General features: G+C 50.0%; 23 protein-coding genes. 20 read left to right on the top strand and 3 right to left on the bottom strand.

The window, feature by feature from the left end; genetic code table 11:
• Positions 1-139: 139 nt before the first annotated feature.
• From IXB50_RS05695 to IXB50_RS05635, 13 genes are all read left to right on the top strand, one after another.
• The gene (locus IXB50_RS05695; protein ID WP_215607978.1) at positions 140-2167 is read left to right on the top strand and encodes a hypothetical protein; all 2028 of its coding nucleotides are present in this window, start codon (positions 140-142) and stop codon (positions 2165-2167) included.
• Positions 2164-4845: a CHAT domain-containing protein gene (locus IXB50_RS05690; protein WP_215607977.1), complete on the top strand. Its 2682-nt coding sequence runs from the start codon at positions 2164-2166 to the stop codon at positions 4843-4845. Before IXB50_RS05695 ends, IXB50_RS05690 begins: the two co-directional genes overlap by 4 nt.
• A 592-nt stretch (positions 4846-5437) precedes the next feature.
• Positions 5438-6139, top strand: coding sequence for a DUF928 domain-containing protein (locus tag IXB50_RS05685; protein WP_215607976.1), 702 nt, complete (start codon positions 5438-5440; stop codon positions 6137-6139).
• Between the two features lie 154 nt (positions 6140-6293).
• Entirely contained in the window at positions 6294-7586 is a 1293-nt protein-coding gene (locus IXB50_RS05680) for an IS5 family transposase (protein ID WP_215607975.1), read from the top strand.
• A gap of 84 nt (positions 7587-7670) precedes the next feature.
• Positions 7671-8684: a hypothetical protein gene (locus tag IXB50_RS05675; protein ID WP_215607974.1), complete on the top strand. Its 1014-nt coding sequence runs from the start codon at positions 7671-7673 to the stop codon at positions 8682-8684.
• A 20-nt stretch (positions 8685-8704) separates the two neighbouring features.
• Positions 8705-9667, top strand: coding sequence for an AAA family ATPase (locus tag IXB50_RS05670; protein ID WP_215607973.1), 963 nt, complete (start codon positions 8705-8707; stop codon positions 9665-9667).
• The gene (locus IXB50_RS05665; RefSeq protein WP_215607972.1) at positions 9664-10782 is read left to right on the top strand and encodes a VWA containing CoxE family protein; all 1119 of its coding nucleotides are present in this window, start codon (positions 9664-9666) and stop codon (positions 10780-10782) included. The genes IXB50_RS05670 and IXB50_RS05665 overlap by 4 nt, the downstream gene beginning before the upstream one ends.
• A gap of 22 nt (positions 10783-10804) precedes the next feature.
• The gene (locus IXB50_RS22005; protein ID WP_246564124.1) at positions 10805-12721 is read left to right on the top strand and encodes a formylglycine-generating enzyme family protein; all 1917 of its coding nucleotides are present in this window, start codon (positions 10805-10807) and stop codon (positions 12719-12721) included.
• A 191-nt stretch (positions 12722-12912) separates the two neighbouring features.
• Positions 12913-13113: an antitoxin gene (locus IXB50_RS05655; RefSeq protein WP_215607971.1), complete on the top strand. Its 201-nt coding sequence runs from the start codon at positions 12913-12915 to the stop codon at positions 13111-13113.
• A gap of 192 nt (positions 13114-13305) precedes the next feature.
• Positions 13306-14154 carry a formylglycine-generating enzyme family protein gene (locus IXB50_RS05650; protein WP_215607970.1) on the top strand — a complete coding sequence of 283 codons (849 nt, stop codon included), beginning with the start codon at positions 13306-13308 and terminating at the stop codon, positions 14152-14154.
• A gap of 186 nt (positions 14155-14340) precedes the next feature.
• Entirely contained in the window at positions 14341-14748 is a 408-nt protein-coding gene (gene avd, locus IXB50_RS05645) for a diversity-generating retroelement protein Avd (RefSeq protein WP_215607969.1), read from the top strand.
• Positions 14745-15836 (top strand): RNA-directed DNA polymerase, encoded by a 1092-nt coding sequence (locus IXB50_RS05640; RefSeq protein WP_215607968.1) that lies wholly within the window; start codon positions 14745-14747, stop codon positions 15834-15836. Before avd ends, IXB50_RS05640 begins: the two co-directional genes overlap by 4 nt.
• Before the next feature lie 401 nt (positions 15837-16237).
• Complete coding sequence (locus tag IXB50_RS05635; protein ID WP_215607967.1) at positions 16238-17047, top strand: formylglycine-generating enzyme family protein; 810 nt, start codon at positions 16238-16240, stop codon at positions 17045-17047.
• 75 nt (positions 17048-17122) lie between these two features.
• Here the strand turns inward: IXB50_RS05635 and IXB50_RS05630 are convergent, their stop codons facing one another.
• The 3 genes from IXB50_RS05630 to IXB50_RS05620 all read right to left on the bottom strand — a co-directional run bounded on the left by IXB50_RS05630 (position 17123) and on the right by IXB50_RS05620 (position 20691).
• A complete protein-coding gene (locus IXB50_RS05630) occupies positions 17123-19090 on the bottom strand; it encodes an ATP-binding protein (protein ID WP_246564122.1) in 1968 nt (655 codons plus the stop codon).
• A gap of 83 nt (positions 19091-19173) precedes the next feature.
• Positions 19174-19437, bottom strand: a complete 264-nt coding sequence (locus IXB50_RS05625) for a hypothetical protein (RefSeq protein WP_215607966.1) — start codon at positions 19435-19437, stop codon at positions 19174-19176.
• Between the two features lie 6 nt (positions 19438-19443).
• Positions 19444-20691, bottom strand: coding sequence for a DUF4255 domain-containing protein (locus IXB50_RS05620; RefSeq protein ID WP_215607965.1), 1248 nt, complete (start codon positions 20689-20691; stop codon positions 19444-19446).
• Positions 20692-21017: 326 nt separating this feature from the next.
• On the opposite strand from IXB50_RS05620, the gene IXB50_RS05615 reads away from it, so the two are divergent.
• The 7 genes from IXB50_RS05615 to IXB50_RS05585 all read left to right on the top strand — a co-directional run bounded on the left by IXB50_RS05615 (position 21018) and on the right by IXB50_RS05585 (position 25974).
• Entirely contained in the window at positions 21018-22730 is a 1713-nt protein-coding gene (locus tag IXB50_RS05615; RefSeq protein ID WP_215607964.1) for a phage tail sheath family protein, read from the top strand.
• A 101-nt stretch (positions 22731-22831) separates the two neighbouring features.
• Positions 22832-23329 (top strand): phage tail protein, encoded by a 498-nt coding sequence (locus IXB50_RS05610; protein ID WP_215607963.1) that lies wholly within the window; start codon positions 22832-22834, stop codon positions 23327-23329.
• 119 nt (positions 23330-23448) lie between these two features.
• Positions 23449-23931: a phage tail protein gene (locus IXB50_RS05605; RefSeq protein ID WP_215607962.1), complete on the top strand. Its 483-nt coding sequence runs from the start codon at positions 23449-23451 to the stop codon at positions 23929-23931.
• An 8-nt stretch (positions 23932-23939) separates the two neighbouring features.
• Entirely contained in the window at positions 23940-24467 is a 528-nt protein-coding gene (locus IXB50_RS05600) for a phage tail protein (RefSeq protein WP_215607961.1), read from the top strand.
• 208 nt (positions 24468-24675) lie between these two features.
• On the top strand, positions 24676-25107 hold the full coding sequence (locus tag IXB50_RS05595) for a hypothetical protein (RefSeq protein WP_215607960.1): 432 nt from the start codon (positions 24676-24678) through the stop codon (positions 25105-25107).
• A 7-nt stretch (positions 25108-25114) separates the two neighbouring features.
• Complete coding sequence (locus IXB50_RS05590) at positions 25115-25378, top strand: hypothetical protein (RefSeq protein ID WP_215607959.1); 264 nt, start codon at positions 25115-25117, stop codon at positions 25376-25378.
• Positions 25378-25974 (top strand): phage tail protein, encoded by a 597-nt coding sequence (locus IXB50_RS05585; RefSeq protein ID WP_215607958.1) that lies wholly within the window; start codon positions 25378-25380, stop codon positions 25972-25974. Before IXB50_RS05590 ends, IXB50_RS05585 begins: the two co-directional genes overlap by 1 nt.
• Positions 25975-25986 lie beyond the last annotated feature (12 nt).

Below are 25986 nucleotides of genomic sequence, written 5' to 3'. Positions count from 1 at the left end.
GTTTATTCTGGACCATGCAACAGAAGCTACCTTTGCCTGATACTATTGATGGACTTTTGTCAATGCGTAACTCCTAGATTTGATCGGGGCTGTACCGGGTCCATCAACCATTCCACTAGAATTATCCATAACGGACGTCTTGGATCTTGCCCAGGATAGCGCCACCATTATTGCCGGATCTGCTGGAGTTGGTGATGGGGGCATTATTACCCTGAATACTGGACGGTTAAGTCTCCAGGATGGGGCTGGGATTAGCACATCAGCCTTTTTGGGTAATGGTGGAGATCTGGCTATTAATGCCGACGATATTAAGTTACAAGGCCAATCTAGACTCTTTACAACCACTGACTTTTTGGGACGGGATGCCGGTAACTTAGAGATTCAATCCGAGCAAGTAACACTTTCAGACGGGGCGGCTATTCTGACATCATCGGTTTCAATCGGTGATGCTGGCGATTTATCGGTCTCAACTGAACGATTGTCAATTGAGAGTGGCAGTATACTGGCATCCAATACGTTTAGCTCAGGGGACGGAGGCAATCTCCTGGTACAGGCCCGTGAGCACATTGAGGTAGTGGGAACTAATCTAGCGGGAGACAGCCCGAGTGAAATTGCCTCTAATTCCTTAGGTAGTGGAGATTCTGGACCTTTAGATATCAAGACCAGTCAACTGAGCGTGATGGATGGAGGAGCGATAACGACATCAACCGCTGATCGGGGTGCTGGCGCTAATATAACCATCGATACAGACGAATTGCGGTTAGACAACGGTCAGATTAATGCATCCACTACAACAGATAAACGGGGTGGCAATATCCTGATTCAAGCCAATGAATCGGTTGAACTGGTGGGTAGTGGGTTTAGTACCCTAACAGAACAGATTATCGATCCGGCCCTAAATCGCACGTTAGGTGTCAACAACTTTACCCAGGGGATTTTAACTGTGGCCGCTGGTGAGGGTGCCGCTGGTACGGTAGACATTGAAACACCTGAGTTTATTGCCCGCGATGGAGCCTTGGTGGCTACAACTACCTTGAATGATGGGGCTGGTGGTGATATCAACATCACAGCAATGAATGATTTACAACTAGAAGGCTCTTTACTGACAACCGGTTCATTTACGGCGGCTCCATCGGGTGATATCAACTTGCACACCCAGCGGCTACGGGCGAACGGTGGAGCCCAGGCCATTACCACCACATTTGGTGTCGGCAAAGCCGGAGATTTAACCGTCGTTGCCTCCGAGTCGATTGATTTAACAGATCCCACCGATACGGGTATTGCCAGTGGCCTACTGGCCTCATCCTTTGAGACGGCTACCGGCACTGGGGGAGATATTCAAGTCACCACAGGAGAGTTTCGCATCCGAGATGGGGCCACTGTCACCGTCAGTGGCGAGGGGCAAGGTGACGCTGGCAATATTGGCATTGGAGCCCGCTTACTGTCCCTGGACCGGGGGAATATCACCGCCACCAGTGCATCGGGAACAGGGGGCAATGTGATCCTACAAGTTGAGGATCTATTGTTTTTGCGTAACGGTAGCTTGATCTCGACTACAGCGGGTCAGGCCGGGGCTGGCGGCAACGGCGGCAATATTACTGTTGGCGATGGCTTTATTATTGCGGTGCCTGGGGAGAACAGCGACATTACGGCCAATGCGTTTGAAGGTAATGGTGGCAATATTACCATTGCCACCCAGGGATTGTTGGGCATTGACTTTCGAGAAAATCTCACTCCACTTAATGATGTTACCGCCAGCTCAGAGTTTGGTCTCGATGGCGATGTGATTATTGAACAGTTCAACCCAGAACTCGAACCCACGACAATAGAGCTGCCAGACCAGCTAGCAGCCGCTGATCAAATTACCGCCCGCTGTGCGGCTGGTCGAAACAACGCTTTTGTCACGACAGGGCGAGGGGGATTGCCCACGGACCCACGCCAGATCTGGCAGGGACAAATGGTGTTACAAGACTGGCGACGGCCTGAGCGGACAGCCTCAACTGGGGCGGTGATCGAACCAGCTATACCCTCTGAAGATCTGGCTGAAGACTTGATTGAGGCCCAAGACTGGTTAATTGACTCCCAGGGACAGGTGCAATTGGTGGCCCAGGCTCCCCAGACCAATCAACTCGCGACCACCCACTGTGCAGCCAGGAGGGCAGAATGAACCGACAACTTCGCTACGCCTTACTGCTAGTGCTTACCTGCTGTTTTGTGATCATGGGCAAGGTCAGCACAGCAGCTGTTGAGCCGTCATTTGGGCAGCCCTTTGAGCCATTATTGTTGTCGCAGGTCTCCCGCAATCTATCCCCTCGCCCTAGCGTTTCTGGCATGGCCAGCATTGCCCTCCCTGTCAATAGCCCCCATGACAGTGGCGACAATAGTCCAACCAACCTGTTGGCCCAAGGGCAACAGTATTATCATGCCGGACAGCTGCATCAGGCCATTCACCGGTGGCACCAGGCCATCGCCACCGCGACTGCATCAGCCGATCAGGCCTTGGCCTATACCTATCTCACCCTGGCCTATCAGGATCTCGGCCAATGGTCGGCGGCAGCAGATGCGATCGCGCAAGCCCATGCCCATGTGCCCAACCAGCCTGCGGCGGTCGCCCAAGTGCTGAATGCCCAGGGCAATTTAGAGTTTCACCAAGGCCACCCGGCCCAAGCATTAGCCACCTGGCAGACGGCAGAACAAAACTATCGCCAAGCCCATGATCCCGCTGGAGTGATGCTGACCCAAACCAATCAAATTCAAGCCCTACGTTCCCTTGGCTACTATAGCCGAGCCAGTAGATTAATCGATGATATACGTCGCACGTTAGCCGACCAGCCTGTTTCTTTACTCAAGGCCCAGGGGCTGCAGTCCATTGGGATCATTCTCAGAACAACTGGAGAGCTGACAGAGGCTGAGGCTGTCCTGACTGATAGCTTGGCGATTGCCCAAGAATTGGAGGATGGGGGCGCGATTGCAAACGCCCGTTTCCAACTTGGTAACACCTTCCATGCCCAGGGTGATCTCAAAACAGCCTTTATTTTTTATCAGCAGGTTCTCAACACAAATCCTGCCCAATCCCGGCTGTGGTTAGAAACCGCCCTTAACCAGTTACGCCTTTTATTTGAGCAGTCACAGGAGCAGACGGCCGTTGTCCTGGCAAACGGCATACAGGCTCAATTAGAAACGCTTCCTCCCAGTCGTTGGGGGGTGTATGCTCAGGTGAATTTTGCGGAGACTCTGCTAACGAATTCAAAATTGAAAATTGAAAATTCAAAACTCACAGGCTCTCCCCCTCTCTCCGTCACTCCCTCTCCCCCTCTCCCCCTCTCCCTGGCTCACCTCCTCGCCCAGGCTGTTCGACAAGCTCAAACCCTCAACGATCCTCGGGCAGAGTCCTATGCTCTTGGCCAGCTGGCTAAGCTATATGAACAGACACAACAATGGTCTGAGGCACTTGCTTTAACGGAACAGGCGATTGTGCGATCGCAACAGGTTCAGGCAGATGAAATTACGGCTGCCTGGCAGTGGCAACAAGGACGCCTTCTAAAAGCACAGGGACAGATTGGGCAAGCTATTGATGCCTATGGTCAAGCAGTTACTCTGCTGGAATCTCTGGATCAAGATCTGGTGGCATCCAACCCGGATATACAGTTTTCGTTTCAACGGCAGGTAGAGCCGGTCTATCGAGAGTTTGTCCAGCTATTATTGCAGGATGTTGATGACCTATCCCCAGAGCAACAACAGCAGCGACTAGCTCAGTCTCGGCAGGTGATTGAGGCTCTACAACTGGCTGAGCTAGAGAACTTTTTTCGAGAGGCCTGTCTAACCTATACAGCTCGCCCCATTGATCAGATTGATCCTCAAGCCGCTGTGTTATATCCAATTTTGCTCGATGATCGTTTAGAGGTGATTTTAGCCTTGCCCAACGGTACGCTACAGCACTATGGCAATAGCCTATCTCCCCAGGCCAGACAAAAAACATTTCAGCAACTACGTCAGGCCCTCAATCCTGCTTTTCCAGCCAATCGAGTATTGCCCCCGGCACAACACCTGTATGACTGGTTGCTACGTCCAGCAGAACCTGCCCTGGCTGAGTCTGGTGTGCAGCGGTTGGTGTTTGTGCTAGACGGTTACCTACGCAATTTGCCCATGGCAGTGTTACATGATGGTAACCAGTTTCTGCTCGAACGTTACAGCTTAGCCCTGACGCCTGGGTTACAGCTTTTTGAATCGCCGGGAGTGCCCGATCAAGGCTTTGAGGTATTAGCTGGGGGCATGTCAGTTGCCCATCAAGGCTTTAACGCTCTGCCAGCTGTGGATGTGGAAATTCAGCAAATCCAGGCCCAGGCATCAACCCAAGTTTTACTCAATCAAGAGTTTACTAAGGATAAGCTGGCCCAGGAGGTGGTTGAACGACCTATTTCCATAGTGCATTTAGCCACCCATGGACAGTTTAGTTCTAAGGCTGATGAGACATTTATTTTGACTTGGAATAATCGTTTACAAATAAAAGAACTAGAGCGTTTATTAAAGCAGCGTGAGCTGAAATCACCGATTGAAATCTTGATTTTGAGTGCCTGCCAAACGGCTAAGGGGGATGATAGCGCTGCGTTGGGGATGGCTGGTGTGGCAGTGCGTTCAGGGGCGAGAAGTACGGTCGCGTCACTTTGGTCGGTGGAAGACTTTTCCACAGCGGCACTGATGAAGCGGTTTTATCAACAGCTGGGCTCGTTGGAGCCAACGCGAGCTGAAGCGTTGCAACAGGCGCAATTGTCGCTATTGCGAAGTGAAGATTATGCTCATCCTTATTATTGGGCTCCTTTTGTTTTGATTGGAAATTGGTTGTAAGGGGGCTCAACTGACTTCAGGCGTCAGAATCTAGTCCCTCACTGACGTCTGATCCTGATCCCTGACCTGACTCCCCACCTGGCCTAGGGCTGATTCAGAGAAATTACCAGCTTTAGGTAGTTTTAGCTGAGTTCTGTCTCTGAAGCCCCCAGGATTGGGGGTTTGGGGGCTTGGACTACATTGAGCCTCTCTGGCAGTCTCTCGATCATAGACATTTTTTTGATTAGAAAATCAACCCTCCCCACCTGGCCAGGATTTCCCGGCTTAAATTGATGCCTGAAAAGTAGAAACATAAATTCAACATTTGTGCAAAATGGCGATGACTTTGTGGGGACACATAAGTTGCACAACATACTAATGGCATTGATGAAATGTCCAAGAGAGTTTTAGCCAAATAGATAAACAATAGAGCACCTAAAAAGATTCGGCTAAGGTTCTGATTTTTTTTGAGTGATTTTGCTGAAAACTTCACTGAATCGACAAACCCCCTCTGTAAGTTTGAGTAGAGATTGTCACAGCAAATTGATCAAGTTTAGTACTTTACCAAACTTCTAATTCAATGCACCTCGGGACATTTTTTCATTCTTCCCCCATGGCTTTTTGGGGAACGACCGCTGTACTTTCCATTCTTCTTACGGCTGCTATTACTCAACCAGGAAAAGCCCAGAGATCTCCTAAGAGGGTGAATCCGATAGACAAGATTGTTTTTCATGAAACCTTTGACCCACCTGGAGATGATTCTCCGAATCGTACATCGGGTGTAGGTTCACGAGATAGTGGTCGTTGTAACATTGAAGAACAACCGGTACAGGCGCTAATGCCGGAAAATAACTTTGGGCTTACCTTTGCAGAGCGCCCTACCGTAGTTGTACAGCTGCCTGAAAACACATCGACTCAACGGCTAATTCTTACAGTGATGGATGAAGCCGGTCTTTACTATGCAGAAGAAGAGTTCTCGGTCGTAGATCAAACTGGATTGATCACCTTGTCGCTCTCTAGCCAGGCACCGCCTCTAGCTATAGGTCGCAACTATCGTTGGCATGTTGTTGTGGTTTGTGGTGAACAGGCAGATCCTGATAACCCTGTATTGGTTGGCTGGGTTCAGCGGGTTGACGCCGCATTGAGTCAATCACTGCAGCAGCAATCTCCCTTAGGGCAGGCTCAATGGTTAGCTGAAAATGGCTATTGGTATGATATGTTGCAAGTGTTAATGGGGGAGATCAATTTATATCCTCACAATCAACATCTCCAAGAGGTTTGGCGCTCTGTTCTTCCACATAAGAACCTGAAATAACGGGGCATCAATTTAACGCGGGAAAGTTTATGGAAGATAGTAGTTAGTCGTCCCTGAAATACTAGCTCAGGTAAGAGCTGCCGGGGGTTTCATGCGTTGCAATAGGGTATAGAATTGCCAGAGAAGCCTCACGATTGAGTCAAAAGCTTGCAAAATGAACCGTTCATCTAGCCCCTCATCCCCCAGCTCTGAGCCCAGCCCTTCGGGGTCGGCCTTAGAGCGCCAACTGAACCCTCAGCATCCGTTGATTAAACTGGCTGCATCTATTGACTGGGCGTCGTTTGAGACGTCGTTTAGTCGAGCGACGACGAGTGCCGGGGGTCGCCCGCCCCTACCGACTCGGTTGATGGTGGGTCTGCACTATCTCAAAGGACTGTATGACGAAAGTGATGAATCGGTGGTGAGCAAATGGGTGGAGAATCCGTACTGGCAGCATTTCTGTGGAGAGGAGCAGTTCCAGCATCAATTGCCGTGTCACCCAACCAGTTTAGTGACCTGGCGCAAGTATGTGGGAGTTGACGGGATGGAACACTTGTTGAAACAAGTTCTCAAGACAGCGATGGAGATAAAGATATTGAAGCCGAGAGAGATTTCACGAGTGAATGTTGACACCACTGTACAAGAGAAAGCGATTGCTTTCCCAACAGATTCTCGACTCTATGATAAAGCTCGTCGTGCGTTGGTTAGAGCGGCAAGAAAACAAAATATAAAGCTACGTCAAAGCTATGAACGTGTGGGCAAGAAAACGCTCTTTCAACAAAGTCGTTACCGGGTTGCGAAACAACTCAAACGAGCCCAAAAACAAACTCAAAAACTGCGCACGTATTTGGGTCGTGTGATTCGAGATATTGAACGCAAACTCCCCCAACCGGACCCCGATATGCAGTCGTTGTTGGAGCGGGCCAAGCGAATTTACCAACAACAGCGCACCGATTCCAACAAACTCTACAGTCTGCATGCGCCTGAAGTGGAGTGTATTGCCAAAGGCAAAGCGCACCAACGGTATGAATTTGGCTGCAAAGTGGTGTTGGTGACCACCAGTCAGAGTAATTGGATTGTGGGGACCCAGGCCATCCATGGCAATCCCTATGATGGGGCCACCCTCACCCCGGTGCTCGAACAAACCCAGGCATTGACCGGGGTGAAGCCCAAACAAGCGGCGGTTGACAAAGGCTTTCGGGGGCAATCCCACCATCCTCAAGGGGTAGAGGTGTTGGTCGCGGGCACTCGCAAATTTAAAGGGGTGCTCAAACGGTTGGTCAAACGGCGCAGTGCCATTGAACCGGTGATTGGCCATATCAAGTACGATCATGGGCTCAAGCGCAATTATCTCAAGGGCACCCACGGTGACCGTATCAATGCCTTGATGGTCGCTTGCGGCTTTAATCTCAGAAAGCTTTGCCGATACTTTCTAGACTCACCTGCCACGATCTCAGTTAGGACCTAAGCATGGAGTTTTTCAGGGGCGACTAGCTAGATAGTCAATTGCTTTTGTCTTTTACTTATATCGAGCTATTAGGAAACGGTTTCTGTGAATCGACATGAACGGCTAGAGGAAGAAATTAAAGATCTCAAGGAAAAGCTAGATCGATGTTTTGAGAAACGTCTATTGACTGAAGATCCAGTTCAAGAAGTTAACTTAGAAAAACTAGAGAATAAGCTGGAAGAGAAAATTAAAGTAAAAGAACGTGAGCTAGATCAACTATCTGACAGTCCAGTGAGTAAAAATCGAAACGCTTTAAACCTGGATGAAGGTCTGTGTGAAATTGACTTTGATGCAGCGAAAGAAATTATTCATGGTGTTGTTGATACCTTGACTGCAAACGAGGGTGGTTCAGCCTTATTGCTGATGGAGCAATGTTTTGATCTAGAGGGAAGATTGTTGCTCAACAGATTGAGAGATATTTTGACATCCACATCTCCTGGTAAGCAGATCCCTAAAGAATATGTGGTAGAGTTTTCACCCTTCATAACAGCCAATAAAATGTCATTTTTGGAAAGTTTAGGTAAGTATTTTGATCTAAGTTTTAAGGATATTACTGATCCAGAGTCTGAAAAGACCCTGGATCAGATGACTCAAGAGATTCTTTCCTCGATTGCTCCTTCACTAAGCTCAGGAGCTACTATTTTGATTCCCCTCAAGAATTGGAAAAGCTTAGATCAAGTCTACCAAGCAGATTTTTTAGACTGGTTCGTTAACAAATTTTGGACGTCATTGCGGCAGACTGTATTGGAAGCAATGAAAGAATATTCGCCTCGTGTAGTATTCGTCATTATGGTCGATGCTGAAATGACCACAGCTTGTCAAGCGATAGATTGCTTTTATAATGAGCAACCCTTGAATAGTCAAAAAGTATTGAAACTGCCCCTAACACGTTGGAGTCAGGCAGATATTCGGAGTTGGTTGGGTAGTTATTCATCAAAACTTAAGGAGAAGTCTAAGCGCAATCGGTTGGTGGAAAACATTTTTAATGGGAAAGATGAGGAGTTACCCATTAAAATTCGCGTAGCGTTAGAAACTGCCCATGCTCAAGCCATATTTTGATTCCCTAAGTTAGTCACCATATGAGATTTTTTACTGGTAATCCGGAGAACCGTCCTACTGAACCCGAGGCTATCCACGCTGAATGTCCGGGACCAGAGCCTTACTTACCTTCTGAGGAGCTAATCAAGGCAGTTAATCTATCCATTTTTCTAAAGCGACCTTTGTTGCTGGAGGGGGAGGCGGGCTGTGGCAAGACGCGATTGGCATCAGCGGTGGCCCATGAGCTGGGGTATCCGCTTTATCGGTGGAATATTCGCTCGACTACGCGGTATCAGGAAGGGTTGTACGAATATGATGCGCTACTGCGTCTGCACGATGTCAATTTGCTGAAGGATGTTAATGCCAAAGCAAAGGAGGGTGAACGCACCCTTAACCCAAGGAGCATTAATAACTACCTGGAATTTAAGGAGCTAGGGCAGGCGTTTAGAAATGATTGTCCTTCGGTGGTGCTGATCGATGAGATTGACAAGGCGGATCTGGACTTTCCTAACGATTTGCTGGCGCTTTTGGAGAAACCCTATGAGTTTCGGGTGCGTGAGACGGGTAAAACCATTACGGCTAACTATCCGCCCATCGTGATCATCACCAGTAATAAAGAGAAAGGAAATCTACCGGCTCCATTTTTGCGACGCTGTGTGTACTACTTTATTGAGTTTCCTAAGCGGGATGACCTGAAAAAGATTGTGGAAATCCACTTTCAGCAGATGGCTGAACAGGGAGATGAAGCGACGAAGACACCCCCGTCGGTAGACCTGGTGGATGCGGCCTTGGATGAGTTTTTGGCGATTCGGGGTCAGAAAGGTTTAACCAAGTTGCCGGGGACCAGTGAATTTTTAGATTGGTTGGGGGCACTGGCCCATTTTGCCAATCAGCCCTATTCGGCGGCGGCTCTAAAGGCCAAGGCAGGCGAACTGCCCTATAAAGAGCTGCTATTTAAGCTGCGGGACGACTGGCGTCGGGCTGGGTTTGCGGCTTCTTCATGACCATGACCCGAGATGATTTACCTGAACTGATATTCGATACCTTTGGGCGGCTGCGCCAGAGTGGCTTTAACCTGGGGGTGGATGAGCTGCTAGCGGGATTGGCTCTGGTGAGCGATGCAGCCAGTCCCCTGGCACCGTTGTCTGAGGAGACACCGGATATAGAAGGGCTAAAGCAGGCGCTGGTGCTGATCTGGTGTAGCTCTCAGTCGGATCGGGTGCAGTTTGATCCCCTGTGGCAAAAGGGCCTGGAGGAGATGGCTACCAGCAGTTCGTCGGTGAGATTTGAGGATGATGATAGTGAGCCTGCTCCTGCTGCTCCGGTGGAGCCGTTGCCGTCATCGGTGCCTAGGCAAGACCCGCCGCAGTCGGTTACCCAAAAAGAAGAGAGTGCTGCTATAGATACGGCTGCCCAGCCAGTGCGGGCACCTTTTACGCTGACGGAGAGTGCTCAGTCTGTTGATTTGCAGGGCTATTTGCCGGTGTCGAGGCGGTCTATGAGTTATGGCTGGCGCTATCTGCGGCGTACGGTGGCGGAGGGACCGGCGGATATTTTAGATGTGGCGGCAACGGTGCAGCGGTCGGCCCAGCAGGGGTTTTATTTAGAGCCGGTGATGCGACGACGGGGCTATAACCGGGCGCAGCTGGTGTTGTTTATTGACCAGAATGGTTCGATGATGCCGTTGCATTCACTCACAAGGGAAGTGGTGGATACGGCCCTTTATGAAAGCGGTTTGCCGGCAGAGCAGGTGACGGTTTGTTATTTTCAAAATGTGCCTGCGGACTATGTTTACACTGATGCATTTATGACTAAGCCTCTGGACCTGGCGACGGTACTGGCGACCTGTGATGCCAATACTAGTGTTTTGGTGGTGAGTGATTGTGGAGCTTCACGGGGGTACCGACGGTTAGAAAGAATTCGAGCAACAACGCGATTTTTGCGACAGTTGCGGCAGCGGACTCAGCTATGTGCCTGGTTAAATCCGGTGCCGGTGGAGCGGTGGCCAGGTAGCTCTGCCGAGATTGTTGCTAACCTTGTGCGGATGTTTCAGATGGATGATGATGGGCTGAGTAATGCCATTGATGTGATACGTGGGTTGCAACCGCAGGTTCTGTAAGGAGAAATAACAGAAAATCGCAATGACTGCAGGGCTAACACTGGACGAACGTAGGGAGCGGGCTGAGCGCCGGGTGCAGCGCTTTGTGGAGCGGTTTGAGCCTGGATATTATGAGCTAGTGTGCCATGCGGCGTTACCCCTGGTATTGACGCCGGAGTTGGTGAGCTATTTGCGGCATCAGTTTTTGCGGGAGGTGCCCTGGATGGCGGAGGTGGATCTGTTGTTGTCGGAGCTGTGCTCCCAGGTGGGCTATGAACTGTATGCCATGGATACGGATGTGCGGGCCTATGTGCTGAAGCAAACGTCGCCAACGTTTACAGAGGAACGTAAGCGAGATGTGGCGAATCTGTTGATTAGCTATGTGCGCTACCTGGCTAATAATGCTCAGCTGAGTGACCAGGAGCTAGAAAGCCAGCAGTGGGCGGCCATGGTGTATTTGGGGCCAGCGGAAAAAGAAGAGGTGGTGACGCAAATAGCAGACCGATTTCAGGCCAGTATGGGTAGGGGAGAACAGGTGGGCGGTGAGCTACTGAGCCGGGCAGAAATGGCTCGCTTAGCTCAGGTAACTGAAACGCTTAGGGAGCAATTAGCGGACTATAAGGAGTTGATAGACTATGCGTCGCTGGTGAGCGATGTGCAACGGAGCAATCGGCAGCTAGCGGCGGAGCGGGTGGAAAAGACCTATGTGGTGGCCCCTGGTAAGTTTCTGCGGTTGCCGTCAGTGATGCAGCAGGAGTTGAGGGCGAAGAATCGGATTCGAGCAGGAGAATCAGATGTTGTTGGTGTAACTGAGGCTGTGGCATTTGGAGGACCTCAATCACCAGTTTCAAAGTCTTCTGATGTAGGGGAGGCTAGAGTCGAGCTGCCAGTATTTCAGACGCTGAAGTTTGTGACGGCGCAGATTGTGGATGTGGATGCTGAGCCAGCCACACCTGATGACTCTTCCCGGCCAGAACTTAAGCAGGAAACGGTAACGGTGGCGGAGGTGCAGCTAAAGGCTGTGGAGCAACTGGTATCCGAGTTAGAAGGTCCTGGTTTAGAGACTTTTGAGTTTAGAACAGGGCGGCTAGAAAAACGTGAGCGCGGTAACTTTCTAACTCGGCTATTGCCGGGGCGGCAACAATCGATAGAGTGGGTGGTGACCCGGCAGCGGCGGCAGGGAAGCCAATGGGTAGAGCGATTGACGGATGAGCTGACTCTGGAGATGGTGGCATTGCCGGGAGGGACATTTCAGATGGGGGCTCCCAGGGGAGAAACTGATCGTCAGAGCTATGAGGGACCACAGCATCAGGTGACGGTGCCTGAGTTTTGGCTGGGGAAGTATGCGGTGACCCAGGCTCAGTGGCGGTTTGTGGTGGGGTTGCCCCAGGTGAATGTAGAGATGCCGTCGGACCCTTCGAAGTTTAAGGGGGACAATCGCCCGGTGGAGCAGGTGAGCTGGTATGAGGCGGAGGAGTTTTGTGCGCGGCTGTCGGTGTATACGGGGCGGAAATATCGGCTACCGAGCGAGGCGGAGTGGGAGTATGCCTGCCGGGCAAGGACTAAGACGCCGTTTCACTTTGGGGAGACATTGACGACGGATATTGCCAATTACAACGGTAATGCTACCTATGGTGATGGGCCAAAGGGCCAGTATCGCAACAATACTACGTCCGTGGGTCATTTTGAGGTGGCCAATGCTTTCGGCCTATATGACATGCATGGCAATGTGTGGGAATGGTGCGCGGACCACTGGCACAAGAATTATGACAAGGCACCAACGGATGGCAGACCCTGGCAGACGGAGGATTCAGAAGCAAATCGGGTGCTACGCGGCGGCTCGTGGATCTTCAATCCTAGGGATTGCCGCTCCGCCTCGCGCGACGTCAGTCAACCCGGCGACCGCGACGACGTTATCGGTTTTCGAGTGAGTTGTGAGCCCCCAGGCTCTCTTCAGTAGTTCTTTTTCCTTTTCCCCTCTTGCCCTTTTCTTGTTCCCAGGCTCTGCCTGGGTGGCGGATGGCGGGAGGCTCTGCCTCCAGAAAGACGGCAGAGCCTCAGAGCATCTAGTCCAGGCGGAGCCTGGGACTGAGTATGGAGTTATATTCTGTATATACTTGCGGATACAAGTGGTGATTAAGATGAAAGCTGATGCGAACGCGTGTTTTTCAGAGTGGTAACTCTCAAGCAGTGAGAATTCCTAAGGAGCTACAGTTTGAGCGAGTTGATATTGACTATGAGATTGAACGTCAGGGGGAGGTGCTGATTATTCGGCCTGTTGGTCCTCCGCTGCTGGACGTAATGGAACGGTTTGCTGCGTTTTCAGCAGACTTTATGGCAGCGGGACGTTAGATAAACTGATTGCTAGCCATGCCAGGAGTTTGAGTTTGACGTTGGTGACGAATAATTTGGATGATTTTCGGGCGTATCCTGATGTTGATTTGGAGAATTGGGTAGAAGTAGGGGATTGAGATTGTTGGAGGCGGAGCCTCAGGTGTGTCGGTCCAGGCGGAGCCTGGGGCCGAGGTGAGAGGGAGAATAATTATGGCTCAGGCGGTGAATTTAGTCATTAATAAACGGCAGCAGCGGGTGACCTACTACGATGAGGCGCTGCCCGATGGGATCACCCTACGAATGATGCAGATCCCCGGTGATACGTTTCTGATGGGCTCACCAGAGACTGAGGTGGACCGAATTAACTGGGAGGGGCCACAGCATGAGGTAACGGTGCCAGGGTTTTTTCTGGGGAAGTATGCTGTAACCCAGGCCCAGTGGCGAGCGGTGGCGGGGCTGCCCAGGGTGAAAGGACGCCTGAATCCGAATCCCTCAAAGTTTAAAGGTGAGGATCGTCCGGTAGAGCAGGTGAGTTGGCATGAGGCGGAGGAGTTTTGTGCGCGACTGTCGGTGCATACGGGGCGACGCTACGGGCTGCCTAGCGAGGCTCAGTGGGAGTACGCCTGTCGGGCAAGGACCCAGACGCCGTTTCACTTTGGGGAGACGATTACGACGGAGTTGGCTAACTATCGGGGAACGGATGATGAAAGTCTAGGTTGGTCTGGGTCTTATGGTGATGGACCCAAGGGGGAGTATCGAGAGGAAACCACATCTGTAGGGTTATTTGAGGTAGCCAATGACTTTGGTCTGTATGATATGCATGGCAATGTATGGGAATGGTGTGCGGACCATTGGCATGGCAATTATGATCAAGCCCCAATGGATGGAAGCCCCTGGCTGACAGAGGATTCAGAGGCTGCACGGGTGCGACGCGGCGGCTCGTGGATCTACATTCCTAGGAATTGCCGCTCCGCCTCGCGCACCTACTATCAACCCGGCTACCGCAGCGGCAATATCGGTTTTCGAGTGAGTTGTGAGCCCCCAGGCTCTCTTCAGTAGTCCTTTTTCCTTTTTCCCTCTTGCTCTTTTCTCTAATTAAATAAAAATAGATAAGATCGGTATGATTTATATTCTTCAAGAAAAGTATTTAAGTGTTGCGCAATTCTTATGGGGAAATAAATCTTGATCTGAAAGCGATGGGATTACTGTAGTCTCGAAAATCTTCAGACATCTACAGTAGTGAACATGAGCCAGGGAAAAGAGCTGCCAATTATTCAGAAAACCTATGATCTGATCAAGTGGTACGTGCCGATATTGCAAAAGTTGCCGCGTAATCATCGGTTTCAACTGGGGGATCGGGTGATCAATGGGCTCTATGATCTGCTAGAAACGCTAGTTGTGGCTCAGTATCAACAAGATAAGCTGGATGTTTTGCAGGCGCTTAACAGCAAGCTGGATGTGCTGCGCTACCAGACTCGGTTGCTGTTTGAGTTTAATCTGTTGTCTACCCAACGCTACACCTATGTGAGCGAGCTGGTCGATGGCATTGGCAATGACCTGGGTGGGTGGATCAAGCAACAGCAGGCTAAGCAAGCAGCTGTGCCCCCTCGCAAGCCGCAGGCGAAGCCAATTCTTAAGCCTGTACTGGCATGAAGCGGTACGGTAACCTATGGCCCCAGATCATCGCTTTTGAAAATCTGTTGACGGCTGCTCGCAAGGCTCAGAAGGGCAAGCGCTATCGGCCTAATGTGCTGGAGTTTAATTACCATCTGGAGCGTTCTTTGCTGAGCCTACAGCGGGAACTGCGGGACAAGACCTATGAACCTGGCAAGTATTACACTTTTTACATTCATGATCCCAAGGTGCGGATGATCTCGGCGGCACCCTACCGGGATCGAGTGGTGCACCATGCTCTATGTAATGTGATCGTACCGCTACTGGAGCCAACGCTGATTGGTCACACCTATGCCAATCGGCTGGGCTATGGTACCCATAGGGCGCTGAAGAAATTTGTAGGACTGGCGCGACGATATCGCTATTGTTTGCAGTGCGATATTTCCAAATATTTTCCCTCAATCGATCATAAGATTCTCAAAGGATTGTTGCGGCGTAAGCTAAAGTGCCCGGATACCCTGTGGTTGATTGATAAAATTATCGATGCCAGTAATCCTCAGATGCCGGTGATTGAGTACTTTCCTGGGGATGATTTGCTAACGCCGGTTGAGCGACGACGGGGGCTGCCCATTGGAAATTTGACCAGTCAGTTTTTTGCCAATCTGTACCTGAACCCGTTTGACCATTTTGTTAAGGAGCAACTGAAGCTGCGGCGCTATCTGAGATACGTTGACGATTTTGTGGCCTTTGGGGATGACTGGCAGGTGCTGGCGGATGCCAGGGCTGCTATGGAGGAGTATTTGGCTACTCTGCGGTTGAGGCTGCATCCGACTAAGAGTCAGTTATTTGAGACCCGTTATGGAGTGAATTTTGTGGGGTTTCGTATTTTGCCAGACCGCATCCGGGTACGCAATGACAATTTGCAGCGGGCGAGAAAACGAATGAAGCTGTTACAGGGGCTTTATGGCAGGGGGGAAGTGAGTTTGGAAACCCTGGTGCAGCGTTTGAGCAGTTGGGAAGCGCACCTGATCCATGGGGATACGTATCGGCTGCGGCGTAAAATCTTTGATCAATTGGTATTTGTGCGAGAGATGGAGGATGGGGCTGATAGCCTTTTAGCGGGGTAGGCCGCAGAGCGGCGGCTCGTGGATCAACAATCCTAGGAATTGCCGCTCCGCCTCGCGCAACAACAATCAACCCGGCAACCGCAACAACAATATCGGTTTTCGAGTGAGTTGTGAGCCCCCAGCACTCTTCTGGCCTGGTCAGAACTGGCAGATGGGAATCTGTCGGGCGTACCCTCGAAGAGTCCAGACCTACTCCGGCGATGCTCACTTGTTTAATTGCTAGGTGCATCCAAAGATAAAACCGGATCCGCTAGCTTGGTAGGGTAACCGAAGAGTTGGCGGATTCTTGTTTTGGAGGCATTTGTCGAGGCAGAGCCTCAGGGGAGTGTACCCAGGCGGAGCCTGGGCACCAGGAGTGGGGAGATGTGGGTTAGAATGCGGTAGCGTTTGCATCCATTGCCATGGCAGAACTTACGATTCGTCAGCGTACGGCCACTGCACAATATTTTACTGAAGACCTGGGCAATGGCGTAGGTCTGGATATGGTGCTGGTACCTGGAGACACTTTTCTGATGGGCTCACCAGAGAATGAACCCCAGCGCAGCGACTCCGAAGGTCCGCAGCATGAGGTGACGGTGTCTACGTTCCTCATGGGGCGCTATACGGTGACCCAGGCCCAGTGGCGAGCGGTGGCGGCCATGACCCAGGTAAAAATAGAGCTAAAGTCTGACCCAGCTAACTTTAAGGGAGACAATCGCCCGGTGGAGCGAGTGAGTTGGTACGAAGCAGAAGAGTTTTGTGAGCGGCTGGCAGTACATACGAGACGGCCCTACAGACTACCCAGCGAGGCCCAGTGGGAATATGCCTGTCGGGCAGGTACCCAGACGCCCTTTTACTTTGGTCAGACGCTGACGGACGAGGTGGCGAACTATCGTGCAACGTCTACCTATAAAAATGGCCCAAAAGGTAAATTTCTAGAAGAAACAGTAGATGTAACGCATTTTGGTCTAGCCAATGCCTATGGTCTATGCGACATGCACGGCAATGTGGATGAGTGGTGTGCAGACCACTGGCATGGTAGTTATGACAAGGCACCAACGGATGGAAGTCCCTGGCTGTCGCAGGATTCAGAGGCTAGTCGAGTGCTACGCGGCGGCTCGTGGATCAGCAGTCCTTGGGTTTGCCGCTCCGCCTCGCGCGTCTACGGTCTACCCGGCTACCGCGACTCCTATATCGGTTTTCGAGTGAGTTGTGAGCCCCCAGGACTCTAAATTGTTCTTTTTTCTTTTGCCCTCTTGTTCTTTTCTCTAAGCGGTTGGTATGTGATTGTCATCACCAGGATAACTTTAGATCCAGCCCTTAATCTCCGTATCAGTCAAAGGTCTTTCCAGCTTCAAATACTCACGTTTAGCCGCCTGTAACAGATGTTTCATCATCACAGGTTCATTAGCATCAGCGGCTATAAATGCAGCATTGAGAGCAATATTGCGAATATTTCCCCCAGTAATACTAAGCCTGGCCAAACGCTCATAGACTAAGCCTTCGGTGGGCGTATCCACCGGAAATACCCTGCGCCAAATCTCAGCCCGTTGCTTAGCATCCGGAAACGGAAACTGCACCACAAACCGCAGACGACGTAAAAACGCCTGATCCATCGATTTCTTCAAATTTGTCGTCAAAATGGCTAATCCACGATAGGACTCCATGCGCTGTAAAAGATAGCTAACTTCCATGTTGGCATAGCGATCTTTTGAGTCATTCACATCACTGCGCTTACCAAACAGAGCATCCGCTTCATCAAACAACAAAATCACACCGCCACCTTCAGCTGCATCAAAAATACGACGCAGATTTTTCTCCGTTTCACCAATATATTTACTCACCACCGCACTCAGATCAATTCGATATAGATCGAGATTAAGATCCTGAGCAATCACCTCTGCCGCCGTCGTTTTTCCAGTACCACTCGCCCCAGAAAACAGAGCACTAATCCCTAGTCCACGCCCACTTTTGCCCCCAAATCCCCAGTCTTCATAAACTCGTGAACGCTGGGCCACATGGGCTGATAATTCTTGAATAATGCTTTGTTCTTTTTCCGGCAGTATGAGACTGTCCCAATTAGCTCGGGCTTCAATCCGTTGAGCTAATTCATCCAAACGAGGTCGAGCCTGGGTTCGACACAGGTTCCAGAGAGGGTCAGGGGTTTTGGCCGTCTGCCCTTGTAGACATACCGTTTGAATTGCGCTGGGGCTCAGGTTGAACTGAGAAACTAGGGAGTTAATTGAGGTGTGCCAGGTTTCTGCGCGTTCCCCTAGACCCGATGTCCAGAGCTGACGTTGTTCTGTGGGGGTGGGATGTTTTATTTCTAGGGTGATGATGGGGCGCTGACGCTGACGGCGACGATCACGACTGGTGATAATTAGGGGAATGTTAGTGGTGTCGACAAAGGCCGAGATTGCACTTTTGCGCTCTGTCCCTTCAACTTCTAAATTCTCACAGTTGAGTAATATGGCCATGCGACTGAGGCGGTATTCGCGATCGCACAGCGTCTGCAATGTTTTCAACTGTTGCCAATCCGTGGGTAATGCCTCAGCAGATAGCTCCTGTAACTCCAGATTTAGCCGACGGCAGGTTTCTAACGCCACTGTTCTGAGGCTGGCACCATCATCACCGGTTAGTTGAATAATAGGCAGGAGGCTACCCGGCAAACACTGAGTCCATCCATGCTCTATCTGCTCAATGAGCGTTTGATGAGAAGGCACTAACAAGCTGGATGCCTGGACAGCATGCATGAGTATTTGTAATCGTTGATCTAAATATTGCACTCCTGTTAGATAGTGTAATATTCGTTCATCGATGCGGATAGGACTGTTAACCAGAGCATTGCCAGGGCCGACGTCAATCAGCTGATAGCGGCGTAGGGCCGCACTTGGGGTTAATGCACCCCAGTCGGTATTTTCAAAGAGACTTAATGCCAGACCCAGGGTGGGACAAGCCTTGCCACTAGCAGTTTGACATAACGTTGACCATTGACCATCTAGCTCCATGCCAACACACAGCAGGAGGATATTTTGCTCGAACTCGGTTAATCCAAAACAACGGCTTAACAACTCCAGGGCAAAGGGTTGTCCCTCGTGGTTGTTCTCTAACCTGGTTTGAGTTAGCTCAGGCTGATCAATTTCTTCGCCTGCTTGTTTGGCAAGGGCTTGACGGACTTGAGCTAGAGCCTGACTGAGAAATTGCTGGTTGGCACCGTGCCAACTCTGGATAGCCTTAGATGGTTGGAGAGTGGCTGTCATGGTTGTGTTAGCCATTAGAAAACTAGTGATGTCTGGTTCCCCTTGTGACGGAGAACCATTGTTATAGGCTTACATGGTGTTACCGATCCTCGAATCGCCTAATCTTCAGTATTTAACAAATCCTGCAAATATTGAATTGCCTCTGTCGGAGATAACAGCACAAACTCTCCATCGCGGAGTAACTCATACTGCCCGCCCCGATACCCATGGGCCGTAATCAATTTTTTCTCCACTGCTTGAGTCGCTAAATTATGGAGTTGATTAACACTAATCGCTTCGAGTTCTAAGTTCATTTTATTTTTTAAGGTTTCAAGATCGGATTCTGGGGGCTGATCGGCATTGGCGTCAGGAACGTCACTCATAACAACTCATTCAATAACAACTCTGGGACTATTAAACCAATTAAAGGTTCGGCTATTGGGATCGGTATCTACGCCCAATTGGCTATCAGCCCCATCTACTTGAAGACGAATGAGATATTCTCCAGGTTTCACATTGTTAATGGGAATTGTCAGACAGTCGGTCTCTATTTTTCGTGGGGAGGCTTCAAACAGATAGATGGCAGGGTTTTCAACCGACCATTCATTGAGCGCTATAATAACACGCTGGTTTTGGCCTACCGGTAACTGTGTAGAAATTTTTAAGCTTCCTGTGCGAGGATCGTCGTCAAGACCTTCTAGCTCGTCTGTCTGTATCGACGTGATGGTGGGACGCAACACAAAGGGACAGGCATTGGATGCAGCGGGTACAGCTGATGGTTCTTGGGATGGGTAATGCAGTACCTGTAAGGGTTGAATGCCTGCTTGGAGTGACTGGGGTGGAGCATCACTCAGGGATACCATAATTTCAGTATTGGTAATCGATTGGGGCGTCATTTCAGTACTCCCCACCTTGATTTTGGTCTGTGGCCCTTCTAGTCGTTTGCCTATTATTCGTAAGGATGTATGGGCTTCAATGGGGGACCGGGGGCCAGCACTGGATATGACCTTTTCTACTATAGGTTGGTAGGCAAAGGGAGAATTTTTAAAATATGTTTCCCGTACAGGTAGGGCGTGCTGAGCGGACAGTTCGCCATCAATGACTACGGCCATCACTTTATATACCAGAGACAGGGAGTAGGGGGCTTGAAAGAAGGTGGACCAGATTTTGGAGAGTTCATCGGTATCCATGTCCACTGGATTAATGGTGATTTGTTGCGGGTGATGGGTCAAATCGGACTCGCCTAAAAAGGCGGAATCCTCCACAACTGAATCAATCATGTCAGAGGTGAGTACAGTTTTATCGCTGAGAATTCGGACAACACTGCCCAATAATCGTTGGGGCTCTAGCTCTGTGTCATTGCCATAGGCGCTGAGCATATAGTACAGATCTAGGGAGGAGTGACGGCGGATGGGTCCTTTTTTTGAGCGAAAGGCGGCGTTGTCGCTATTCCGTAGCGCACTGTTGCGAGCGACCTGATACAGGAACATGTTGATGCCTGACTCTGGCGTACTACTGCCAATGTTGTTGGGTTTGAGGGTGGTTACTCTGGCTCCATCGACATCGTGCTGAATCGCACCCTGAAGTAGCCGTTGGAGAGTGGCGGTGACGGTTGCGATCGCAAGATGATTACTCATTCAACAACTAAATGGTTAGGAAAATCTGTGGTATAGCAGTGCCCACTTGATCCATTGAATTCAACACAGTTTGATAAATTGATGGGTTTCGGTATTTTCTAGCGTAGTTCAAAGTAACAATCAAAACTAATTATACCTAATTTGACTTTTGTTGATACTGACAGTTGTTTCTAGGGAAAACAAAATTCAAGAAGTTGATTCAAGCATTTTGTCGTTGCTGATTTTAGTGGCGCAGTATTTTCTTCTTCTATGGGAAGAAGCGATAGATCTTCCTTCCCATAGATAAAACAGATATTACAGATTAATCCGGATGGAGGATAGCTAGTATGGCCTTAGACTACTTTGCACCAGGAGTCTACGTCGAAGAAGTAGACCGAGGTAGTCGCCCGATTGAGGGCGTCAGCATGAGTGTTGCTGGGTTTGTCGGCTTCTCTGAAGATGTGCGAGGAGATGCCGAACTGTTTGAGCCTATGATGGTTACAAACTGGGCTCAGTATTTAGAGTTTTTTGGCAAGCCCGGCTCTGATGGCTTTACCGACTTTGGTGCCTATCTTCCCTTTGCCGTTCAAGGTTGGTTTCTCAATGGTGGCGGACGCTGTTGGGTGGTGAGCATTGGCACACAGTTGCCTGGCTCTCCCCAACCTGTTGCCGCTGACCATGCCACCAAACTGATTACTTCTAGTGGTAAGCCTTCTCTATCGTTTTATCTGAAGCCATCTGAATCAGAAGAGGCAGGGACCCTAGCTTTACCCTCTAGTGCCGGTCGCTTAACGGTAAGTGTATTAGATGGAGAGCCCAAGCCCTTGCCAGAGGATGCTCCAGAGGATGCTGAACCACCCGTAAACAACGGTGAATATTTCACTGTTGTGGTTCGAAACGGTGATGACATCCTGGAACAGTATGATCATCTGAGTATGAATCCAGAGGCTGCCACTGAGTTAGCGGACTATGCCGTTACCATGCTAGAGCCTTCTGAATATGTTGTTATCGGCGATATTTCCCAGTCAGGTCAAGCCCTCTCCCGCCGTCCCGCCAATGGCTCCTATGAGATTGCACCGCCCCCCTATGTGGGTGAACCCGATCGCTTTAACCGCGATCTCCAGGGTAATCGCGATGACCGTACCGGTATTCAAGGCCTATATGAGATTGATGAAGTCTCTATGGTGGCCTGCCCTGATCTGTTATTGGCCTATGAAAGAGGTCTAATCGATATTGATCAAGTACATGGTGTCATGGAAATGATGCTAAGTATGTGTGAGAATTCTTTCCCTGGCCCCGCTTACCGCATGGCCGTGATTGATCCACCACCGGTCAAGCCGGGTAAGAGTATGGCTCCGGTAGATCCTAGCCGTCAGCGCCCAGCCGATGCAGCTAAGTGGTTGAGTTTGTTTAACCGCCGCTCTATGTTTGGGGCTACCTATTATCCCTGGATTAAGGTGGCTGACCCTCGTAATGGTGGACGGCCTAAGCTCGTGCCTCCCTCGGGTCATATGATGGGAATCTGGTGCCGGACAGATGAGTCTCGGGGTGTGTTCAAAGCGCCTGCCAATGAGACGCCTCGGGGTGTGATTGGCCTGGCTTACGAGACTAATATGCGTGAGCAGGAACTGTTGAACCCCCTGGGTGTTAACTGTATCCGTAACTTCTCCAGCTATAACCGTGGCCTCAAAGTATGGGGTGCGCGTACCCTGGTTGAGCCCGACAATGTGCAGTGGCGCTATATCAGTGTTCGTCGTCTGCTGAGCTACATTGAGAAGTCCATCGAAATCGGTACCCAGTGGGTGGTCTTTGAACCTAACGATCCCGATCTATGGGCCAGGGTCAGCCGCACCGTGAGTAATTTCTTGGAAAGACTATGGCGGGATGGTGCCTTGTTTGGCACGTCTCCTTCAGAATCTTTCTATGTGAAATGTGATGGTGAACTTAACACCCATGACACCATTATGCTGGGTCGTTTGTATGTGGAAGTGGGTGTCTGCCCTGTGAGACCCGCAGAATTTGTCATCTTCCGCATTAGCCAGTGGGCTCCTAACCAGTAGGGGATAAGGATTTTATCAGATCCAAACATTATGTCTGAAGAGGCGTTCCATGGAACGCCTATACACCATCTTTAAAGTTTTAAGGACAAGGAGGTAACCTGATGGCTGATCTAAATAAGCCAATTGCCCCGAGTAGTTTTTACCTGGAGTTTTCTGGGGTTTGTGAAGGGGAACAGTCTGTTTTCAAAAATGTCAATATTCCTGACTATGCCCCTAAGGTACAGGGGGGACAGCAGGCCATTGGCACCACTAAGGGAGGTAAAACCCTGTGGCAAGTGAACTCAGCTGGTTTTGAAGGATTATTCAGCTTTGACTGTGTCTGCATTGCCAGCGGTGATGGCGATAGTACCAGCAAAAAACTCTATGAGTGGTTTGAGAACTGTTTGCCGGCCTCTAATGGTGGCAAAAGTAACTGGGGTGGTAATAAAAAGGAAGGTAGCATTACTGCCTACGATACGGACGGCAATGAAATTGCCAAATGGCAGTTTATTGAGTCCTGGCCCTCAAAGTATAAATGTGCCGATCTGGATGTAACCGCTGATGCTTACATCGAAGAGACGTACACCATTACCTGTGAGAAATTTAATCGCGTCATGTAGTTTTACCGTCGTTGGAGAGACGTTCCATGGAACGTCTGTACATGGAACGTCTGTACGTCCAGAATTTGGCAATTAATTGATTTTGATTCCTAAGAGAGAACAGTCAAGAGATCATAGCTATGGTTCAGTATTTATCGAATTCAAAATTCTACTTCGAGATTGACGGTGTTACCTCCCTATCCGTCAAAACCTGTAGCGGTCCCGAGATCGAACTAGAAGTAGCTGGAGGCGATGCTGCTATTGGTGTCACCAAAAATGCTATCACCCAAACCCAATCAACCATTGGTGGTGTGAAATACAACAGTACGGTCACCCTCACCTATGTCGCTGGTAACGAATCCGATCAGCAAAAGTTATCGGATTGGTATAACGACTGTCATCCTGACACCTTCTCAGGGGGGGGATCGAAGGCGATGGATAGCCGTAAAACGGGATCCCTGGTGATTTACAATCCTAACGGTGAAGAGGCGATGCGCTATAACTATATCGATCTTTTTCCGGGTACTAAAAAACAAATTGGTAGCCTGTCTGTGGATAGCGGTGGCAGCCTGGCCGAGGATACGCTGGAGCTATACTTTACCCAAGTTGTTCGGGCAGCTTAACTCTACTGATGATATTTCCTGAGATTTTAACCAAGGCCCGTTTTTATCTGGAACTCAGGTTAGATGGCAGTGTTGATCTGATCGATGGTTACTTCATGGAATGTGCTGGCTTTCAGCGATCGCAAGAAGTCATCGAAGTCTGTGAAGTAACCCCCCAGGTCTGGGGACAGCAGGGACGTAGCCATGGACATGTGGTACGTTCTAAGATCCCAGGCAACAGTTCCTATACGAATATCACGCTCAAACGAGGCCTGACGGTTTCTACCGCCTTTTGGGATTGGATGGATACTATCGGTGAAGGTAACTGGGCCGATCAGAGACGCAATGGTGCTTTGTGTATCTACGGTCAATTGGGGCTAGAACAGTTTCGCTTTGAGTTTACGGGAGCCTGGCCCGTTAGCTACAAGATCTCTGATCTCGATGTGAAAGGGGCTGAACACAATGTGGAGGAGGTGGAGATTGCTGTTGAATCGCTCAAGCGAGTATCGGATAACTGGATGCTGGCGGCAGCGACATTGGGAATGGCAACGAGTTAGATTCACGCTAGTTTTTGTTCTTGATGGAATAAATCGAAGAATCGATAAACTGAATGCGCTAATCGATATCTTATCCCCTCCTGGGAGGGGCTCCGGGGTGGGTCTCGGTCGTTAGCGCTAGCGGTCAAACCCACCCCGCCTTTCAGGCACCCCTCCCAGGAGGGGATTTAAGCAAATACCTTATTAATTTTTTGTTCCCAAACAAACGATGGTAGCTGTTCAACTTAGTAACAATTTAGGGCTAGCTCCACCCAAGGCAAAGCCTTCTATTCAGCCGATTGAGCCGTCGCTGTCTGGACCAACTGGTGCAGACCGTCTGGCTGATCAATCAGCCGATTTCTCCGCTGGTGTGCAAACGCAGTTTGTCTTTGAACTACCCACCGGTTACCTGGATGCTTCCGGTCAAGTTCATCGTCGCGGAGTGATGCGACTCGCTCGCACTGTGGATGAGATTGAGCCCATGTCTGATCTGCGAGTGCAGGCAAATCCGGCCTATGCCACGGTGATTATTTTGGCACGGGTAATCTTGTCACTGGGCAACTTGCCGGATGTCAATCCAATCGTTATTGAAGGGCTATTTGCCGGAGACTTGAACTATCTTCAGAACTTCTACAGAGAGATTAATAATCTGATGGAGTAGGTGAACAATGACGAAATTAGATCCTAAGACTGGGGCTCAACAGGCGATATTTTTACCGCCCAGTGGTTCTGTTGCTAATCCAGCAGGATTTGTTGCTCCGGCGATTACCCAAAGTAATCATACGCTGGAGGTAAAGCAGATGATGGCACAGGTGGCGATGAAGTTAGCCCATAATCCCATGGCGATGGAGGAGTTTTGCGATCGCATCCACCAACTTCTCTGTGACGATATCCAAGCCCAACAAGAACGCTCCAGCGGGAGACGTCACTGATGTTCAATGAGTTACTGGCTGCTAACAATCTAGTCTCATCTGTCGCAGGTGATCTGTTTGGTGATAGTCGAACGTCAACCTCTACAGCAGAGAACTATGTCACTAGCAATCGATTTTATGTCGAAATTGAAAGTCAAATCACGGCTTGTTTTACTGAATGTAGTGGACTAGGTGTCACGATCAAAAAAGAAACCGTGGCCGAAGGAGGTTTAAATGACCAACAGCGAATTTTGCTGGGAACCCCTGACTTTAGCGATGTTACCCTTAAGCGAGGCATCAGCGGCAATCAAGTTTTTTGGGACTGGATCAGTGCATTATTTCAACCCCGCACCTCAGGCACCGGACTCAAGGATTACCGCCGCAACATTAACATCCTGGTCTTCAACCAAGCCGGACAGACTCAACAATGTTGGACTCTGATTGGTGCTGTTCCCATAGGTTGGCAGGCTCCCTCTCTACAGGCCGATGGTAACTCTGTCGCGATTGAAGAGCTTACCCTAGCCTACGAAGGTTTAAACGTCACCTTTGGCAGCGGCGGTGGCGGTGCCACCATGCTGACAAAACGCTCCGACACCGGTTACTTTGCCAGCAAATAAGCAGCTTTTAGT

The sequence above is a fragment of the Leptothoe spongobia TAU-MAC 1115 genome, assembly GCF_018739885.1.
Lineage (GTDB): Bacteria > Cyanobacteriota > Cyanobacteriia > Phormidesmidales > Phormidesmidaceae > Leptothoe > Leptothoe spongobia.
The sequence above is the reverse complement of the archived record's forward strand: the minus strand, read 5'-3'. Positions and strand labels throughout refer to the sequence as shown.

Bases quoted from the DNA above. Each gene is read 5' to 3' on its own strand.
- IXB50_RS05690 (WP_215607977.1), top strand. From the start codon at position 2,164: ATGAACCGACAACTTCGCTACGCCTTACTGCTAGTGCTTACCTGCTGT.
- IXB50_RS05685 (WP_215607976.1), top strand. From the start codon at position 5,438: ATGGCTTTTTGGGGAACGACCGCTGTACTTTCCATTCTTCTTACGGCT.
- IXB50_RS05680 (WP_215607975.1), top strand. From the start codon at position 6,294: ATGAACCGTTCATCTAGCCCCTCATCCCCCAGCTCTGAGCCCAGCCCT.
- IXB50_RS05670 (WP_215607973.1), top strand. From the start codon at position 8,705: ATGAGATTTTTTACTGGTAATCCGGAGAACCGTCCTACTGAACCCGAG.
- IXB50_RS05665 (WP_215607972.1), top strand. From the start codon at position 9,664: ATGACCATGACCCGAGATGATTTACCTGAACTGATATTCGATACCTTT.
- IXB50_RS22005 (WP_246564124.1), top strand. From the start codon at position 10,805: ATGACTGCAGGGCTAACACTGGACGAACGTAGGGAGCGGGCTGAGCGC.
- IXB50_RS05655 (WP_215607971.1), top strand. From the start codon at position 12,913: ATGCGAACGCGTGTTTTTCAGAGTGGTAACTCTCAAGCAGTGAGAATT.
- IXB50_RS05650 (WP_215607970.1), top strand. From the start codon at position 13,306: ATGGCTCAGGCGGTGAATTTAGTCATTAATAAACGGCAGCAGCGGGTG.
- avd (WP_215607969.1), top strand. From the start codon at position 14,341: ATGAGCCAGGGAAAAGAGCTGCCAATTATTCAGAAAACCTATGATCTG.
- IXB50_RS05640 (WP_215607968.1), top strand. From the start codon at position 14,745: ATGAAGCGGTACGGTAACCTATGGCCCCAGATCATCGCTTTTGAAAAT.
- IXB50_RS05635 (WP_215607967.1), top strand. From the start codon at position 16,238: ATGGCAGAACTTACGATTCGTCAGCGTACGGCCACTGCACAATATTTT.
- IXB50_RS05630 (WP_246564122.1), bottom strand. From the start codon at position 19,090: ATGGCTAACACAACCATGACAGCCACTCTCCAACCATCTAAGGCTATC.
- IXB50_RS05625 (WP_215607966.1), bottom strand. From the start codon at position 19,437: ATGAGTGACGTTCCTGACGCCAATGCCGATCAGCCCCCAGAATCCGAT.
- IXB50_RS05620 (WP_215607965.1), bottom strand. From the start codon at position 20,691: ATGAGTAATCATCTTGCGATCGCAACCGTCACCGCCACTCTCCAACGG.
- IXB50_RS05615 (WP_215607964.1), top strand. From the start codon at position 21,018: ATGGCCTTAGACTACTTTGCACCAGGAGTCTACGTCGAAGAAGTAGAC.
- IXB50_RS05610 (WP_215607963.1), top strand. From the start codon at position 22,832: ATGGCTGATCTAAATAAGCCAATTGCCCCGAGTAGTTTTTACCTGGAG.
- IXB50_RS05605 (WP_215607962.1), top strand. From the start codon at position 23,449: ATGGTTCAGTATTTATCGAATTCAAAATTCTACTTCGAGATTGACGGT.
- IXB50_RS05600 (WP_215607961.1), top strand. From the start codon at position 23,940: ATGATATTTCCTGAGATTTTAACCAAGGCCCGTTTTTATCTGGAACTC.
- IXB50_RS05595 (WP_215607960.1), top strand. From the start codon at position 24,676: ATGGTAGCTGTTCAACTTAGTAACAATTTAGGGCTAGCTCCACCCAAG.
- IXB50_RS05590 (WP_215607959.1), top strand. From the start codon at position 25,115: ATGACGAAATTAGATCCTAAGACTGGGGCTCAACAGGCGATATTTTTA.
- IXB50_RS05585 (WP_215607958.1), top strand. From the start codon at position 25,378: ATGTTCAATGAGTTACTGGCTGCTAACAATCTAGTCTCATCTGTCGCA.